The 17104-nt window shown below is 35.0% G+C and carries 15 protein-coding genes and 1 pseudogene; 8 read left to right on the forward strand and 8 right to left on the reverse strand.

From position 1 onward, the window contains the following. Positions 1–1100 precede the first annotated feature (1100 nt). From FWJ34_RS11125 to FWJ34_RS11135, 3 genes are all read right to left on the reverse strand, one after another. Positions 1101–1436 carry an ATP-binding cassette domain-containing protein gene (locus tag FWJ34_RS11125; protein ID WP_308255390.1) on the reverse strand — a complete coding sequence of 112 codons (336 nt, stop codon included), beginning with the start codon at positions 1434–1436 and terminating at the stop codon, positions 1101–1103. A 280-nt stretch (positions 1437–1716) separates the two neighbouring features. Further along, positions 1717–1935: a hypothetical protein gene (locus FWJ34_RS11130; RefSeq protein WP_308255391.1), complete on the reverse strand. Its 219-nt coding sequence runs from the start codon at positions 1933–1935 to the stop codon at positions 1717–1719. Between the two features lie 201 nt (positions 1936–2136). After that, positions 2137–2397: a hypothetical protein gene (locus FWJ34_RS11135; protein ID WP_308255392.1), complete on the reverse strand. Its 261-nt coding sequence runs from the start codon at positions 2395–2397 to the stop codon at positions 2137–2139. A 250-nt stretch (positions 2398–2647) separates the two neighbouring features. Here FWJ34_RS11135 and FWJ34_RS11140 point away from each other — a divergent pair, with 250 nt between their 5' ends. Next, positions 2648–5167 carry a TonB-dependent siderophore receptor gene (locus tag FWJ34_RS11140; protein WP_308255393.1) on the forward strand — a complete coding sequence of 840 codons (2520 nt, stop codon included), beginning with the start codon at positions 2648–2650 and terminating at the stop codon, positions 5165–5167. Here the strand turns inward: FWJ34_RS11140 and FWJ34_RS11145 are convergent. Beyond that, positions 5164–5385, reverse strand: a complete 222-nt coding sequence (locus FWJ34_RS11145; RefSeq protein WP_308255394.1) for a hypothetical protein — start codon at positions 5383–5385, stop codon at positions 5164–5166. The genes FWJ34_RS11140 and FWJ34_RS11145 overlap by 4 nt on opposite strands. A gap of 139 nt (positions 5386–5524) precedes the next feature. Here FWJ34_RS11145 and FWJ34_RS11150 point away from each other — a divergent pair, with 139 nt between their 5' ends. Together FWJ34_RS11150 and FWJ34_RS11155 are read left to right on the forward strand one after the other, a co-directional pair. Beyond that, entirely contained in the window at positions 5525–6544 is a 1020-nt protein-coding gene (locus FWJ34_RS11150; protein WP_308255395.1) for an iron-siderophore ABC transporter substrate-binding protein, read from the forward strand. 44 nt (positions 6545–6588) lie between these two features. Continuing rightward, positions 6589–7800: an MFS transporter gene (locus FWJ34_RS11155; RefSeq protein ID WP_308255396.1), complete on the forward strand. Its 1212-nt coding sequence runs from the start codon at positions 6589–6591 to the stop codon at positions 7798–7800. Positions 7801–7932: 132 nt separating this feature from the next. On the opposite strand, the gene FWJ34_RS11160 is transcribed toward FWJ34_RS11155, so the two are convergent. Further along, on the reverse strand, positions 7933–8352 hold the full coding sequence (locus FWJ34_RS11160; protein ID WP_308255397.1) for a hypothetical protein: 420 nt from the start codon (positions 8350–8352) through the stop codon (positions 7933–7935). 50 nt (positions 8353–8402) lie between these two features. Between FWJ34_RS11160 and FWJ34_RS11165 the strand changes: the two genes are divergently transcribed. Further along, the gene (locus tag FWJ34_RS11165; protein WP_308255398.1) at positions 8403–8723 is read left to right on the forward strand and encodes a hypothetical protein; all 321 of its coding nucleotides are present in this window, start codon (positions 8403–8405) and stop codon (positions 8721–8723) included. A 190-nt stretch (positions 8724–8913) separates the two neighbouring features. Here the strand turns inward: FWJ34_RS11165 and FWJ34_RS11170 are convergent, their stop codons facing one another. Beyond that, positions 8914–9951: an iron ABC transporter permease gene (locus FWJ34_RS11170; RefSeq protein WP_308255399.1), complete on the reverse strand. Its 1038-nt coding sequence runs from the start codon at positions 9949–9951 to the stop codon at positions 8914–8916. Positions 9952–10118: 167 nt separating this feature from the next. Between FWJ34_RS11170 and FWJ34_RS11175 the strand changes: the two genes are divergently transcribed. Further along, the gene (locus tag FWJ34_RS11175; RefSeq protein WP_308255400.1) at positions 10119–10364 is read left to right on the forward strand and encodes a hypothetical protein; all 246 of its coding nucleotides are present in this window, start codon (positions 10119–10121) and stop codon (positions 10362–10364) included. A gap of 64 nt (positions 10365–10428) precedes the next feature. On the opposite strand, the gene FWJ34_RS11180 is transcribed toward FWJ34_RS11175, so the two are convergent. Continuing rightward, positions 10429–11445 (reverse strand): iron ABC transporter permease, encoded by a 1017-nt coding sequence (locus FWJ34_RS11180; RefSeq protein WP_308255401.1) that lies wholly within the window; start codon positions 11443–11445, stop codon positions 10429–10431. A gap of 164 nt (positions 11446–11609) precedes the next feature. On the opposite strand from FWJ34_RS11180, the gene FWJ34_RS11185 reads away from it, so the two are divergent. Beyond that, complete coding sequence (locus FWJ34_RS11185; protein ID WP_308255402.1) at positions 11610–12410, forward strand: ABC transporter ATP-binding protein; 801 nt, start codon at positions 11610–11612, stop codon at positions 12408–12410. A 109-nt stretch (positions 12411–12519) separates the two neighbouring features. Here FWJ34_RS11185 and FWJ34_RS11190 read toward each other — a convergent pair whose 3' ends face one another. Beyond that, a complete protein-coding gene (locus FWJ34_RS11190) occupies positions 12520–13566 on the reverse strand; it encodes a hypothetical protein (RefSeq protein WP_308255403.1) in 1047 nt (348 codons plus the stop codon). Between the two features lie 359 nt (positions 13567–13925). Here FWJ34_RS11190 and FWJ34_RS11195 point away from each other — a divergent pair, with 359 nt between their 5' ends. Together FWJ34_RS11195 and FWJ34_RS11200 are read left to right on the forward strand one after the other, a co-directional pair. Beyond that, positions 13926–16274: a TonB-dependent receptor domain-containing protein gene (locus tag FWJ34_RS11195; RefSeq protein ID WP_308255404.1), complete on the forward strand. Its 2349-nt coding sequence runs from the start codon at positions 13926–13928 to the stop codon at positions 16272–16274. Between the two features lie 239 nt (positions 16275–16513). Then, positions 16514–17104, forward strand: a pseudogene (locus tag FWJ34_RS11200) (energy transducer TonB); the annotation flags it as partial.

The raw sequence follows: 17104 nt of genomic DNA on the forward strand, positions 1-17104 counted from the left end.
TTTAGAATTATCAGAAAAAACTCAGATAGACATCCAAAAATTAACAGAAATTGAACAAAATATTAGTATTGCTAATAAAAAACAGATAGAGACTATTGCTAATAGTTTAAATATAGATGTCGATATGATTATTTAACCTTTATTTCTAGCGTTTCTTGTTTTGATTTTCTTGCAAAACTTATTAATTTATTGTCGGTTTTATTATCTAAATAATCCTTTTTTTCTTGTTCTAAAGTTATAATATATTTCCCGTAAACTTTCAATTACTTCCTCTGGAATTGAATCGAGTAAAGATTCCATTATTTTGGTAATAGTTGCAATATTTTCTGATGACATATTATTAATTAATAGCTAAACAAATTTCTATGGAGAAGTTGTTGATCGACATTTCTCTGTTTTATATCGAGATTTTTATATTTTAGTTGTACTTTGTAAAAAAAAGAAAAAATCGGGTTAGGAAAAAATAATTTAGCCCCACTTAAAACATTTATGATAATTTAATAACAAATTCTACCTGTCCTTTTTTTCTTAATTCATCGCTCATATATCGAGATATATCCCTCTTTTGTCAAACTCCGAATCAACTATCAAGAAATAGCTAAAATTATCCTGTGGGAAAATATAATCCGGAACTATGAGCTATGAACAATAAATTATTGAATCCCTCTAATAATAGTGATGAATTAGCTATTTTTAACCGTGGTATTATTAACCAAAATAAGATTAATGGTTCAATCATCCTCACTATTTTTTTAAAACTTTTTTCCAAGTATTTATTTGGTCTTTTTCTTCTATTATTTTATCTCGGAAAATGACAAAAGAGGGATAACAGGAAATCTTGATCCTGTTGACAATTTCCAAGAGTTTTTAAAGCTAATTTCTTAAATTCAAAAACCCATTTTAAATATCATTGGTAACGATTCTCCCCCTTATTCCCTCTCACAAATGAAGGTAATCTCTCAACTAGATAACGTCAAAACAGTTATATTTAAAGGCACATTAGGAATGGCGGAAGAATTTGCTAATTTAATAGTGCCTAGCATCAGAGAATTTATTTAATCTATTACCGTGCCATCAAATAAAAAGACATCCTGACTTACTCATGCGATCGCCAGTCTAAGATCATGTAAATATAATTCTTGGATGTTAATGCCGTCAATGGTAATTTTTCCGTGATCAATTTCGTAAAATCTTAGTAATAATTTAACTAAAGTGCTTTTTCCTGAACCTGTCGCCCCTACTATACCGATATTACTTTTAGCTCGAATGTCCATAGATAAATTCTTCAGCACCTTTACCCCGTTGTCATAAGAAAAGTCCACATTGACGATAGAAATTTCGCCTTTGACTGATGTGGAGAAGGTTTTATTTCCTGAATGGATAGCAATAGGAGTATCAAGTAAACCCATCACTCGCCGAATAGAAGCTATGATCAAGGTTTAGTTGCCAGTAACGGTAAAATGCTTAACCTACCCCGTGAAAGATTTTTAGGAGAAGATTTTGCCAAGTTTGAACAGGATCAATATATATATGATCGGTTATAATTTCAGGCACGAATTTAGCGATAATTGGTCATTTCAACACAATCTCCAATACCTTAGGTTGTAGATTTGATCGAGATTCCGTGTCAAGAATAATTTGTAATCCCGTGTCGGAGGGTTCTATTTTTACTCCTGTTACTTGTACTATATCTTGTGCTAAAAGTTGCTCTGCTTTTTAAGAAATAGAAGGTAAATCACCTACTCTTAAAATATCAGACTGTTTTAAATTATTATCAATAAATGATGACTGCTTAACATTAGTTTTAATCTCTGAAATTAATAAATTATTCTCATTAGCTTTCGTTGGAGGGGAATCAAATATAGATAAAATAAGGATAATAATATTTATTAAGAGCGATCGCTTCGGGAAGTCTTTAGGGGGTTTTTGTGCCATTTTTCTCACACCAATATTTAGAATAATTTGCAATAAATAATAGGTTACTGATTACTCTAATGACAATGCAAGAGACTTTGGTGGGGTAGAGGGAATTTTTTTGGTGGAGTAAATTGAGTGTTACCTTAAATGACAAAAAAATAAAAACTTTGTACCTTTCTTTGCGTCTTTGCGCCTTTGCGAGAAAAATTACCTTTACAGCTAGAATCGATAAGACTTTAAATAATCCCTATTGTCTCTTGCTGTCTCATTATTTTTAAGTAGATAGTGTTGAGTAATATCACAATTAAGAATCTCTAAAGTTAATCCTCTTGTCAATTTAATCTCTCTGGTATATCCCTCTCCCATTATGGATGAAAAAGGATAGCTAATATCATTACAGTCTAAAGAATCAACATAAGCATTTTTGAATGTTTCTTCCCATAGAATTTGATTATCTTCAGGAGTAATAATAATAGTCATAATTGATAGATAATGACTCAGGGAGAAAAATAACTTTATCCATTGTAAATGAAATTTAAGTTTTATTGATAAAAATGTTTAATTAATTAGGTTCAATTATAAATTTTTTGACTATTGTTAAAAAAGTCCGTTTCACAAAGAAAAAAGTCCGTTTCACAAAGATTCTTGTTGGTTAAATCTCCTATCATTTACTAACTAACTTAATAAAAAAAATTTGCATTAATTAGGGTAAGTGAGGAGTTAAAACAAAATGAGGAAAATTTGCCAAAATCTTTCGATGACGGTACTTACAGTCAGTTTATTCTGTCCATCGGTTTTAGCCCAAGAATCAAATATTTTTGAGCAAAATATTATCAATAACTCTCCAGCAGAAACGGCACAAAGTAACATTATTGAGATTACCAATATTGAAGTAATACCAACGGAAGAAGGCATTAACGTTTTTCTGCAAACCAATGAGCAATTATCCGCTCCTGAGATTACGATTACAGAAAATGCTCTTATTGCCGATATTTCTGACGTAATGCTCAAACTGGCAACGGGGGATGAATTTTTGGTTAGTAATCCAGTGAAAGGAATTGCCTTAGTTAATGTCATCAGTTTACCTGATAATCGAGTTAGAGTTACCATTACTGGCACAAATTCTCCCCCCCTCGTGGACATTAAAACAAGCCCCTTAGAGACGATTTTAACGACAAAATTAGGCACATCTGCAACTCAAGAAGAACAAGAGAAGATCGAAATTATTGCTACAGGAGAAGCACCCCAGGAAAATAATTATTTTGTACCTGACGCAAGTACCGCAACTCGTACAGATACGCCAATTCTTGATACTCCTCAATCGATTCAAGTTGTCCCCCAAGAAGTATTAAGAGATCAACAAGTAATTCGGGTGGACGAAGCCTTACGCAATGTCAGTAACGTGATCGGGCGTTTAAGTCCCTTCGGTGCAAGTACAAGCCTTACCATTAGAGGGTTTACTAGCGATAACTTTACAGGAGGCCCAATTTTGCGTGATGGTTTTAGGGTGAATGATAATCTTGGCACTCAAGAAACTGCTAACGTGGAAAGAGTTGAGGTATTAAAAGGGCCTTCTTCTGTACTTTATGGGCAAAATGATCCAGGCGGTATAATTAATTTAGTTACCAAAAGACCTTTATTTGAGCCATTTTATGAGGTAGGTTTACAGGTAGGAAGTTATACTCTAATTCGTCCTACAATTGATATTTCAGGCCCTTTGACGGAAGATAAATCTTTACGTTATCGCTTAAATGTAGCTTACTTAAATGATGATGGTTTTCGTGATTTTAACGTCAATACTAAAAGATTTTTTATTGCTCCCGTTGTAAGTTGGGATATTAGTGATAAAACCAATTTTTCTGTTGTCTTAGAATATAACAATGAAGAAAGTCCTTTTGATTTAGGTATTCCTGCCAGAGGAAACGGAGTTTTTGACGTGCCATCAAATCGGGTGGTGGGTGAATTGGATGATAGTTTAAGGAATAAGTCTTTTACTTTGGGTTATGATTTCCAACATCAATTTAACGATGATTGGACTTTTAATCATGGTTTCCGCTACGTTAATCAAAATTATAATGTGTTCCCTTTACTGCCATTTTCTGTGGATGAAAAGACGGGGGATATTACGTTATTTTTTGCTGATCGCTCGTATCATTCCGATGATTATTCAATTCAAACTAATGTGGTAGGAAATTTTAACACAGGTTCAGTAGAACATACCCTTTTAGCGGGATTAGATTTGAATTTTAACCGTTTTGATGAGCAATATACCAGAATTTCGAGGGCTACCCCAGTAATACTAAATATTTTTAATCCTGTTTATGGTACAGTACCACGTCCTGATCTAAGCTCAGTACAGCCCTTTCCCCCTTTTGATACTCAATATGATCGTTATGGGGTATTTTTACAAGATCAAGTTAACTTTAGTGACAAATTTATCTTAGTCGGTAGTATTCGTTATGATATTGTCGATTATCGTCTTGATGAAACTTATGCAACTTTATATGGAACTAATCCCACTCGTAATGATAGCAAATGGAGTCCGAGGGTAGGATTTATTTATAAGCCTATAGAAACAGTGTCGATTTACGGTAACTATTCTCAATCCTTTAAACCTAATTTTGGTGCAGACATTAATGGTAATTCTTTTGAGCCTGAGACAGCAGGGGGTTTTGAGGTGGGAGTGAAAGCCGAATTTTTAGAAGGGAAAATGTTTACTACTTTAGCCTATTTTGATATTACCAAGCAAAATGTGGTGACAGCAGATCCCACAAATCCTCTTTTCTCAGTAGTTTCAGGAGAACAACGCTCTCAAGGTTTTGAGTTTGATATTGCTGGAGAAATTTTGCCCGGTTGGAGAATTATTGCCAATTATGCCTATACCGATGCCAAAGTTACCGAAGACAATACTATCCCGGTGGGTAATCGTTTATTTAACGCCCCTTATAACAGTGCAGGATTATGGACTACTTATGAGTTTCAAAAAGGTGATTTACAAGGTTTAGGGTTTGGTTTAGGTTTTAACTATGTGGGCGATCGCTATGGGGATTTAGCCAATAGTTACACTGTTGGGGATTATTTTATAACGAATATGGCGGTTTTTTACAATCGGGAAGATTGGCGCATTGCTCTTAATGTTAATAATCTTTTTGACACTAATTATATTATTAGTACATTTAATTCTCGAAATTATGGTAATGCTTTCGGGCAACCTTTGACGATAATTGGTTCGGTGTCGATTAAGTTTTAAGTTAGCCCTAAAAGAGATTTTTTTACATTTATTGGCAACTCAATTAGGGAAAAATAAGTGGCGGGATATAAGTAATCTTCTCCACTTTCATCAATGATTCTTAAATCTTCATCTAGTTTTGCTTCTTCATCAGGAATAACACGATAAATTTTATGTAATTCTAAAGAAGCAGGATAATTTTGATTATTTAAACATACTGCAAATTGATAGTTTTCCATAACTTTAATCTAAATAACGTTTTCTTTTTATTTCCTTATTTTCAATTCCAGTAATATTGCTAATGATTTCAAAGTCCATCAATTTATTTTTGTCAAAGTAATTGGTTTAATTTTATGGTCAATATTAAGAATTATTTATATGAGAAACTTTAACTATTTTTTCCTGCTAATTATTAGTTTTTTCTTAATTTCTTGTACTAGGAATACTTCTACTTCTATCTCTAATAATGATAATTGTCGTTTGATTAGCCATCAAATGGGTGAAACGAGGGTATGTGGCGAACCAAAAAGAATCATAGCTCTTGGGCCTTACCTTTTAGAACCTCTTGTAGCCTTGCAAGTTCAACCGATCGCTTTTGGTGATCATATCGCTTTTTATACCAAAGATTATACTAATCCTTCCCAACAAATTCCCTATTTAGGAAAGTATATCAATCAACCTATAGCTAATGTGGGTATTGCTTATACTCCCAATATTGAACAGATTTTAAAGGTTAAACCAGACTTGATTTTAGGGATTAAAGATAACAACGCTAGTCAATATGAAACATTATCGAAAATTGCTCCTACTATTATATTAGATTGGGATAAACCTGAAGAAAATATGAGAACGATCGCCCAAGGGGTTAACCGTGAAACTCAAGCTGAAAAAGTATTACAGGAAACTCAGGCAAAAATTATCAAGACAAAAACAGAATTTGCCCCTGTAGTAGAGAAACATCCTAAAGTGCTTTTACTCTATGCTCAAGGATTACAAGAGTTAATTTCCAATCATTCCAAAGGGCTTTGTAATTCCTTAATTGAGGATTTGGGGTTTGAATTGGTATCGCCACCGAAATCGAATCCATCGCAATCCGATAGTCGCACACCCATTTCCTTAGAAATTCTACCTCAATTAGACAAAGCGGACTCCATCATATTGTTAGGGTATAATTTCAGCCAACCAGAAACCCTCAAGGATATGGATAATTTTGCACAACATCAATTGACAAATTTACAACAAGAATGGGCGAAAAATCCGATTACTCAATCCTTATCTGCCAGTAAAGAAGGGAGAGTTTATTATATTCCAGCTTATATGTGTCTTGGTTTAACAGGTTCGATCGGCACAGAATTATACCTTAACGAGCTTAAAAAACAACTACTACCAAAATTATAATCCTTTGCGCCTTTGCGTCTTTGCGTGAGATATTTTTTATTAATGTGAAAACCTTTATTATTCTTTGGTTAGGGCAATTATTTTCCTCAGTGGGTAGTAACATGACTTACTTTACCCTCACTCTCTGGGTGTGGCAAAAAACCGAGTCAGCCACGGCGATTGCACTTATCCTTGTTTTTTATCAATTACCCCAAGTGATCATTACCCCTTTAACGGGTATTTTAATTGATCGCACTTCCAGAAAACAATTATTAATTATCAGTGATAGCGGTTCAGCTTGTTGTACTATTTCCGTAGGGATTCTCGCCTTTTTCGGGATTTTGCAAGTATGGCATATTTATCTGATTGCCTCGATTATTGGTTGCTTTGGTAATATTCAATCTCTTACTTATTCCACCCTTATCCCTCTGATTTTGCCCGAAAGACATCACACTCGTGCCAGTAGTATGGGTGCAATGGTGGTTTACGGTGCAGGGATTATTTCCCCCGCTTTAGCAGGTGTTTTATTTCCCCTGATAGGTTTATTGGGTATTACCTTAATTGATATGGTAACATTTGCGATCGCCTTTTGTTCTATCCTCATTATCTATATTCCCCATACTATCAACCAAGATCAAGAAAAAGTTAATCACATTAAAAACTTTACCTTTGGCTTTCGTTATATCTATTCTCATCCTGAATTGTTATCAATGGTAATTATGGTATCTTTATTTAGCTTTTTGAACGATATTGGCGAAACTTTATATCAACCGATGATTTTGGCAAAAACTGACGGTAATAGCCAAATTTTGGGCGTGGTGGTAGCTGGTGGAGGTTTTGGTGGAATTGTGGGGGGAATTGTTATCAGTATTTGGGGAGGATTTAAACAACGTAGTAAGGGTATTTTTACTGGTTTTATCGGTACTGGATTAAGTACATTAATTTTAGGATTGACTTCTACTCTTTGGATTGTAGCAAGATTTGCATGGTCATTTCATAACCCTTTGATTATGAGTTCTTATATGGCAATGTGGTATGAAAAAACATCTACAAAAATACAAGGACGAGTATTAGCCGCAGATTATCTTATTGGTATCATAGTGGGAACTTCTGCCAGTTTGACGGCGGGGATTTTAGCTGATCATATTTTTGAACCTTTACTACAATCACAATTTTCTTTGAGTGCAGGTAATGGTATGGCTTTATTGATTGCTGTCAGTGGAATTAGTATTATTATACTAAGTTTGGTTGCGTCAAGATTTAAGCTAAACATCTAGTAATTATAAATTACTGGACTTTGGACAAAAAGAAGTTAGTTAGCGTAGTATCTACAATAATAAAAAAGAAAAAATAAGAGGGATTATCATCAGCCGTCCAATAGCTGAAAATATGGTGAAATTAACGTTTATCTAGGCTGTTTTTTTCTTACTTGCAGTTTTTTTCACCGTGGGGTAACGTAATCTTGGTGGTAATTTTGTCCCTTTTTCTCGCCCCGATGAATAACCTCGGACTTTGGGTGAAGGTGAGGGAATGCCAAAAGTGCGAATTATTCTTTTATAGTCTCTTTGCACTATACTAGGTGTGATTTTTTCAGGCATTTTTTTCAGGTCATATTTTTGCCACTGTGGGACTACTACTTGAGATAAATTTCGGGTTGCCCATAAATTTACATAACTCAAAAAGACTAATTCTACCCAGTTTTTTTCTCTTTCAACTTCAGTACTATAATAATTATTTAATAACAGATTTTTCTTAGCAAATCTGAATAAATGTTCGATGTCAAATCGTCTCAGATATGCTTTGTAACAATCAAAATAATTTGAAGACATCTGGGGAAAAAAAAGAACGAGAAGTTAGGCTAGTATCCTTAATCAAAAAATTGAAATCTCTAAAGAAAAGTGTCAGTAAAAGAGGAGAAGTAGCCCCTGATGGATGCAATTTGATTAAGTATAAAATATCCCAAAATAAAAAGCTATATAATTATTATAAGTTACAAGGTTATGAACCAATATTTGAGACTTTAGATGGTAAAAAAAAGACAAGATATAGGTATTTGGGAAGGGCCGGAAGTGAGGCTTATATAGAAGGAGTAATGCAAGTAACTTTAAGGAGAATAATTGATGAAATTGATGAGATGATTAATAGTGTAGAAGACAGTTTATTAGAGGTTTCATTTGACACAGAAATAACTCCAGATTGATCTTACTTTACGCACATTGGATAAACTTTGAAAAATAGACAAGAGTCTGTTTGAAAATAATCTCCTTTTTTTGTTAGCGTAATATCTACGCTAATTGCTTTTTTTTTGTCCAAAGTCCAGTAAATTATAATGAGATAATCAGCACCAAGAATTTAAACTTTATCAATTTTTTTTTGTCAAACTCAGATGATTAGCGAGATTTACTCAAAAGAAAGATAAAGTAAGGCACACCAATAATCGCTGTAATAATACCACAGGGAAGTTCAAGGGGTGTAAATAATAATCTTCCTAATAAATCCGCACTGACAACTAATAATCCCCCTACTAAACCGGTCACGGGAATTAAACCTTGATGAGTATTTCCCACCAAAAAACGGGCGATATGAGGTGCAATTAAACCGATAAATCCCACCGCACCGGCGATTGAAACACTGGCACTAGAAAGCGCTACACTACAGATTAAAAGGGTTAATTGGGTTTTTTGCAGGGGTAATCCCAATCCTAAACCTAAATTATCACCTAAATTTAGACTATTTAACTCTTTACTCATTATCCACGTCACAAGGGTAAAAACGAGAATCCAAGGCAATAAAATCCAAACCTGTGGCATGGTTTTTCCATAGACGCTACCAGTTAACCAGATTAAGGCTTGAGAAACACTGTTTATCTCTCCAAAGGTTGTAATAATATTCGTGATGGCAGAAACGATGAAATTAAAGCCAATACCCACTAAAATCAAACGAATAATCGAATTTTCTCCTTGCCACGCCACTGCATAAATAGCTAATGCTACCAATATTCCCCCGATAAAAGCTGAAAAAGGCAATAAAGCAACAGGTAGGGAGGGAAAAACCACGATAAATAAAACGGCGGCTAATCCGGCACCGGCATTGATACCGATAATACTAGGATCTGCTAATGGGTTACGAGTAATAGTCTGCATAGTACAACCAGCGATCGCCAATCCCATACCCACTAACCAAGCGGTAAGGGTGCGCGGTAAACGGAGGGTATTAATGATAAATTGAAAATCGGAGGAGGTATCGAATCCCCATAGGGTTTTAATTACATCGACAGGGGAAATATAATATTCGCCGTAACTGATGCTAACGGTAATGGCAATTAAAGATAGTATGATTAAAATTAACAGAGTTTTCGGCACTCTACTATCTAACCATAGCGAAAAAGATGGTCGGTTTGATCGAATTATAATAAAAGAATCTTTCATAAAAATTAAGAATTAAAAATTAAGAATTAAGAATTTAAAAAGCAAAATAAACAATAATTAATTATGAAAAAAAACTCATTATTTAACCACAAAAATACAAAAAATAAATCCCTTAGATTTACATATTCCTGAATTAGTAGAAAGGCAAAATGTAGAAATTATTATTATTGTGCCTGAATGCGATTAAGGGCAACTTAGTCGGTTTTGCTAACTATAATGAAGTGGAAAAAGCAGTTAAGGGCGATCGACAAGGTAAACTGGATTTATATGATGATATGGCAGTGATAAACGCTAAAGCTAAAGCCGTGAGCGAAGTTTATCAAACCTTTAGAAGTATTCAAACTCAGAGCGATGGGACTAATTTTACCAAAATGAAGGAGAAATTACAAGCAAATTTAGCAAGATTGCTATAGCTGTTTTACGGTAGAAAAATAACCTTATCCCTCTTTCTCCCTTTCTCCTCCTCGCCTCATCAACCTATCCCCTAATTCTCTTGCGAATGAGATAAATAAAGAAAGGCGCACCTAAAATCGGTAAAATTAAACCCACAGGTACTTCTTGCGGTTTAATAATTAAACGACTCACAATATCCGCATTCAGTAATAAAATTGCACCTCCAACCATGGAAAAAAACAAAATCCAACGATAATCATTACCTACCAATAAGCGCACTAAATGGGGCATAATTAAGCCTATAAAGCCAATGGGTCCGGCTAAAGAAACACTAGCACCAGCTAACAATATTACAGCAAACATCGCTCCAATTTTAATCAAAAAGGTATTTTGCCCTAATCCTTGAGCGGTTTCTTCCCCTAAACTAAGAATAGTTATTTGTCGGGCTAAAATCAAAGCTAAAATTAAGCCGATGACAAAATAAGGGAATATCTGTTTTATTAATTGTATATCTCTTCCTGCGATCGAACCTGCTAACCAAAAACGAATTTCATCGAGGGTGCGTTGATTAACAATTAAAATGCCACTGGTGAGTGAAGAACAAAACACAGTAATGGCAGAACCTGCTAAAGTTAAACTAAGGGGTGATAAACCCTTCTTACTTAAAGAGGCAAAAAAGTAAACTGCGATCGCGCTTAGAGTTGCTCCCAAGAAAGCAAAAAGGGCTAAAATATTTAAACTAGGCTGATTTAGTAAAAAAGTAGTGATTACTACAGCTAACACGGCCCCACTGTTGATCCCTAAAATGCTAGGATCTGCTAAAGGATTACGAGTTATACCCTGCATTAAACTCCCCGCTACTCCTAAACCTGCACCTACCAACAAAGCGACAATCGCCCTGGGTAGTCTAATTGTGGTGATAATCAGATGAGATGTTGAGCCGTCAAAAGCAGTGAAGGCTTGAGGTAAATCTTGCCAAGCAATATCTGCCACTCCAAAGGTTAAACTAGCTAAAAAACTAAGACATAAAACCACTATTGCCCCAAATAAGGGAATGATTAAAGGAATTGATGAATTTTCATTCTTGAGATTAACTCTCATTTTTAATTATAATAAATATAAATTAATTGCTAAATTATAGCATTAAGTGTTATTCTTAACAAGCCCTTTGAAAGTAATGAGTAATGAGTAATGAGTAAATAAAATCTAATACCTTATTCTTAATTCTTAATTCTTTATAATCGCTAAATAGTCTTAAAAAGTAGATGAAACAAATATCTGCCCGACAACTAAGTCTGGGTTATCAAAATATAAATATTATTAATAATCTTAATTTAGATATTCCTCAAGGAACAATAACTATTCTCATCGGTGCGAATGGTTGCGGAAAATCAACTCTTCTGAAAGGTATTGGGCGTATTCTCAAACCCCGTCAAGGAGCAGTTTATCTTGATGGTAAAGCTATTCATCTGGAAAAGAGTGCTAAAGTTGCCCAAAGTTTAGGTATTCTGCCTCAAAATCCTACCGCACCCGAAGGCTTAACCGTCAAAGACTTAGTTATTCAAGGGCGTTATCCTCACCAAAAATGGTGGCAACAGTGGACTTTAGAAGATGAGGTTCAAGTTAATCAAGCCCTTGCTATGACAGGTATTCAAGAATTTGCTCATCGAGAATTAGACACCCTTTCAGGAGGGCAAAAACAACGGGCATGGATAGCCATGACTCTAGCACAAAATACAGAAATATTACTCTTAGATGAACCCACCACTTTTTTAGATTTAGCTCATCAAATTGAAGTGTTAGACTTATTAACAGAATTAAATCATAAACTTGAACGCACGATCATTATTGTTTTACATGAGTTGAATCTAGCCTCCCGTTATGCAGATTATTTAGTCGCTATGAAAGAGGGTTACATCTATGCCCAAGGAAACCCAGAGGCGGTAATGACTCCAGAAATTATCAAGGAGGTATTTAATTTGGATTCTCATATTATCTCAGATCCCATTACTAATACTCCCCTTTGTATTCCGATTAGTGCTTATTTACCGACTAAAATTAAATGATAAAAAGTTAGTTTAAAATTTTGTCTGATGATCAAATATAATAAAACTTTCCAAAACTTTCCAAAAATTTATAATCTTTATACCCACTTCAGGTAATGATAAACGAGGACTAATTAGGTTGATCATCTTTCCAATTACCATCAATAATCGTACCATCAGCAAAGTTATAAACGCCTTTACCATTTTTCTTACCATTGACAAACTCGCCCTTATAGGTGTCACCGTTGGCATAGTCACAGATAACCTTGCCATTTAACTGATTATTTTTAAATGTGCCTTGACAGACATCACCATTAGCAAAAGTGAAAATTCCGTTACCTTCAAATTGCCCATTGACAAATTCACCATCGTAACGATTACCATTGGCAAATTTATAAATACCTTTACCTACTGGTTTGCCATTATCGAAATCTCCCTCATAAACTCCTCTATCCGCAAAATTATAGACTCCCTTGCCGTGAGGAATACCATCTTTGATGTTTCCCCCATAACTATCTCCATTGGCATATTTACGCACACCTTTGCCTGTGATTCTTCCCCCCTGAAAAGTGCCTTGATAACTACCACCATCCGCAAAGGTATAAATTCCTTCTCCTTGGGGTTGATTATTGAGTAATAATCCCTCGTATCGATCGCCGTTTTGATAAGTACAAATGCTCTGACCATTGATTTTACCATCTGTCACTATACCTGCACAAGTATCCCCATTACTGTAAATAAATTTACCCTCACCCTTGGGCAAACCGTCAACAAAATTGCCTTCATACTTACTACCATCGGCGGAGGTATAAAACCCTTTACCCCCTGGTTTACTCTGTTTAAATTGCCCTTCATACTTATCCCCTTGAGGAAAAGCCCTTATTCCTTGCCCTTCAAATTGACTATTCTTAAATTCCCCTTCATAATAACCACCATCGGCAAAAGTATATTTTCCTTTACCTTGTTTTTCTCCATCGACAAAATTACCTTCGTAGCGATCGCCGTTACTAAAAGTACATTTCCCCTCACCGTTAAGATTTCCCCCAGAAACACTACCTTCGCATTTACCTCCATCAGGAAGGGTAATAGTGTTTGCTAACACCGGAAATGATGTCATGATAATCTCACTGACGATGACACTAAGTAAGGATGTTAATAAAATATTTTTCGCTTTCATAATGCTTGTTTCAACTTTATTCTTTATCTTGAAATGATTTTGATTTTTTGTTATTCATCGTCAATAATTTATTGGTGTTTTGTTTCTCGCAAAGGCGCAAAGACGCAAAGAAAGGTACGAAGATAACAATTTTTAAAGTAATTGCCAATTTTTATTAATTATTTTAAGATTTAAATATAGCAAAGTTTGACTACTAATGCAAATATTTCTTAATAAAAGTCAAAGAAAATTTTTAAGTCCTAAGAAACTATAATATTGTTGTGATTAATCAAATAACTTTGACATCTTGTCTGTTGACATCAAATAGATAACTTAAATATCCTAATAAGTCTATTATTTATTTAACTGATGTCTAAAAGATGAACCAAGAAAAATTTTTCCCACCTCTTTCTTTAATCGCAATTTTATTCCCTATCTTCATTTCTTCATCTGCAAAAGGTGAAACAATACCTGTCAAGGATGAACTTATTACATCTGAAACTTTATCAGCACAGTCAGAATCTTCATCTCCAGTGCTAGTGACAGGGGTAAAAGTTAATTCTACAGGCAATGGTATTGAGATCATTTTAAATAGTTCTAGGAGTGAGAATTTTGAACCAATTACCACCACTGAAGGTAATAACCTGATCATTGACATTTCTAACGCTCAACTAAAATTACCAGAAAGGGAAGAATTTAGTCAAGAAAATCCTAGTCAAGATATTGCTAGTATTAGGGTTATCAATCTTGAATCTAACACTATTAGGATAACGATTACAGGTGTTAAGGAAATACCCACCGCCGAAGTATCTAACAGTCTATCTGGTTTAGTGATTAGTGTCACTCCAAAACAAAACTCTGAAGATGATAATATCCAAATCATTGCGACAGGTGAGCCATCGCCTTTTGTACCTAGTTCTGCTCCTACCTATATAATAGATAAATCAGAAATTGAACAGCTAAATCCTAGAACTACCTCAGAATTATTGCGCAACTTACCCGGCTTTGCTGTTAATGATTATGGCTTTGGTGCAGATATTCACACGGGTACTTTTTTAAGGGGTTTTTCGATCAATCAGTCTATTTTTCAAATCAATGGACGTTCTTTTGGTAGTAATATTAATACTTATCATGGTGCGACAGATCTTAATAGTATTCCTGTGGATGCGATCGAACAAGTAGTAATCACCAGTGGAACAAGTGCGACTCTTTATGGTTCGGAAGCCTTTGGAGGGATAGTTAATATTATCACCAAAAAAGATCCTCAACCCCTTCAGCTAGGATTAGGTGCAGAAATAGGTTCTTATGGCTATCAGCGTTATCAAGTCGGCTATGGTGGTACAGTAAATGAGGTTAACTTTCGTGTGGGCTATGAGTATTTAACCACCAATAATGATTATCTTGTACCCGTAGGGGCGGCTAATCGTAATCCTGAAACTGGCCAACTGTTTAATAGTGATAGTACTCTTAATAACTTTTATGGTACTATCGAATTTCCCATTGATACTCGCAACTATCTTAGTGTTGATGCTTATAAAACTGCTAGTCGGCGAGGGTTACTCTATTTTGGTTTTCCTTTACAGTTTGATCGTCTGGATCATGATTTGTTCAATATTGGTGCAACCTTAACCACTAAATTAGGTAATGGGGATGATTCTATATTAAAAACGACTATTGCCTATAATCAAGACTATTTTAGTACTTATGGTCCAAATGCGGGTATATTTTATCGTTCAGGGGTTTTGGACTCTCAAGCTTTGAGTGGCCGTGTGGAAAACCAATGGCAAATATCTCCTACTTATAAACTTACATCAGGATTTGATATTAGTAACAATTCTATTTATGGAGATGTTAAGAGTACTCGTCCCGATTTTGCTAAATTTAATGAGGCAGAAGATCGTGATCGTTTTCTTTTCGCTTTATTTGCCCTCAATACATTTCAACTCAGTGATAATTTTCAACTAGAATTAGGCTTACGCCAAAATTTTACCAGTGATTTTGGTAGCTATCTTAACCCCACCTTCGGCACAAGATGGGATATAACACCTAATATTGCCTTTCGTAATAGCTTTGCGGTTCTTCAACGTAATCCTGGACTTGATCAACTATATGTGTTTGATACAGTACACAACTGGCTACCGAATCCCAATCTTATTGCCGAAAAGGGGGTAGCTTATACGGCAGGATTCGACATTAATTTATCTGATTCTTTCCTTGCACAATTAACATATTTTGGCAGTAACTTAAACGATCGTCTTGGCGTTGTTGCCGGGCGTTGGGAAAATGTTGGAAGGGTTGAAACAAATGGGCTTGAAGTAGTTCTTCAATGGCAAATTAGTCCCGAATTTTCCTCATTTCTTAACTACACCTACACTGATGCTAAAATTGTTAGTAGTTTAATCCCTAGTGAAGTGGGTTTACAACTATCAACGTTACCTTACTCTGTGGCTACATTTGGTATCGGTTATAGCTCTAATGGTTATCAAGCTAATCTCTTTTTCAACTATTACAGTGGCTCTCGTCGTGCCTTATTTACCCTGCCGGGAGTAAGTAGCACGGAATTTTCTCCTTCTTATCTGAGTATAGATTTTAACGGTCAAATCCCACTAGCTAAAAATGTATTTTTAACTTTTAATTTGGAAAATTTAAGCGATGAAAGTTATGAAAAGAGTAATCGTATCTATCAACCAGGATTAACTTATCGCATTGGTTTACAAGCCTATTTTTAAAAAATAGTTGCAAAAGATTATTAATTAGATTAATATTTTAATATGGTAAAATTTATTGACTAACACAAAAAAATACTAATAAACTTTAACTATAATCGTGATTTAAGAGGGCTTTAGCCCTCACTACGAACCAACACAAAATCTTTTTTACCCAATGTCTAATAAAAAACTAAAAAACTAAAAAACTTTTACTTTCTTACAAAATATTCCCTTATCTTCACCCTATTTCCTGATAGATTATGACTTATTCCCTCACCTGTGTTGAACAACGGCAATTAGAAACGGAAAAAACACGCAAATTAGTCACAGTTGGAATTGTTGGCTCGATCGCTCTTCATGGTATTATGTTTACCCTGTTCGATTTAATCGAAAAACCCTTGACGCAAGAAAATGAACCAATCGAATTTATAGTAGTACAAGAGCCTGAAATTAAGCCCGAAGAAAAACCCGTTACCAAACCAGAAATAAAACCCCAACCGCAACCAAAATTAGAGACGGTTAAGCCTCCTTTACCTCAACCAAAACAAGTAAAACCACAACCCACTGTTACGAAAACCGAAATAATTTCTCCTTCCCCCGTGCCACGGGTAGCCAAAATAAATCCCACTCCTCAATCGCAAAAAACCTCAGAAGTAAGAGATAATAACCCTCAACCGCAACAAATCAGGGAAACAATCCCCCAACCTTCCATCATTCCCCAACAAATCAGGGAAACAATTCCCCAACCGTCTATCACTCCATCTTCTCAACCGTCTATCACTCCATCTTCTCAACCGCCTATCACTCCATCTTCTCAACCGCCTATCACTCAACCTCAAGAGGTGTTAAGC

It is taken from the genome of Geminocystis sp. GBBB08, assembly GCF_016743215.1.
In the GTDB taxonomy this organism is placed as follows: Bacteria; Cyanobacteriota; Cyanobacteriia; order Cyanobacteriales; family Cyanobacteriaceae; genus Geminocystis.

What these genes read in the sequence shown, in the direction of transcription:
- FWJ34_RS11130 (WP_308255391.1), bottom strand. Translation starts at nt 1,935, where the DNA reads ATGGCACAAAAACCCCCTAAAGACTTCCCGAAGCGATCGCTCTTAATA.
- FWJ34_RS11195 (WP_308255404.1), top strand. Translation starts at nt 13,926, where the DNA reads ATGAACCAAGAAAAATTTTTCCCACCTCTTTCTTTAATCGCAATTTTA.
- FWJ34_RS11170 (WP_308255399.1), bottom strand. Translation starts at nt 9,951, where the DNA reads ATGAAAGATTCTTTTATTATAATTCGATCAAACCGACCATCTTTTTCG.
- FWJ34_RS11150 (WP_308255395.1), top strand. Translation starts at nt 5,525, where the DNA reads ATGAGAAACTTTAACTATTTTTTCCTGCTAATTATTAGTTTTTTCTTA.
- FWJ34_RS11145 (WP_308255394.1), bottom strand. Translation starts at nt 5,385, where the DNA reads ATGGAAAACTATCAATTTGCAGTATGTTTAAATAATCAAAATTATCCT.
- FWJ34_RS11185 (WP_308255402.1), top strand. Translation starts at nt 11,610, where the DNA reads ATGAAACAAATATCTGCCCGACAACTAAGTCTGGGTTATCAAAATATA.
- FWJ34_RS11135 (WP_308255392.1), bottom strand. Translation starts at nt 2,397, where the DNA reads ATGACTATTATTATTACTCCTGAAGATAATCAAATTCTATGGGAAGAA.
- FWJ34_RS11190 (WP_308255403.1), bottom strand. Translation starts at nt 13,566, where the DNA reads ATGAAAGCGAAAAATATTTTATTAACATCCTTACTTAGTGTCATCGTC.
- FWJ34_RS11160 (WP_308255397.1), bottom strand. Translation starts at nt 8,352, where the DNA reads ATGTCTTCAAATTATTTTGATTGTTACAAAGCATATCTGAGACGATTT.
- FWJ34_RS11180 (WP_308255401.1), bottom strand. Translation starts at nt 11,445, where the DNA reads ATGAGAGTTAATCTCAAGAATGAAAATTCATCAATTCCTTTAATCATT.
- FWJ34_RS11140 (WP_308255393.1), top strand. Translation starts at nt 2,648, where the DNA reads ATGAGGAAAATTTGCCAAAATCTTTCGATGACGGTACTTACAGTCAGT.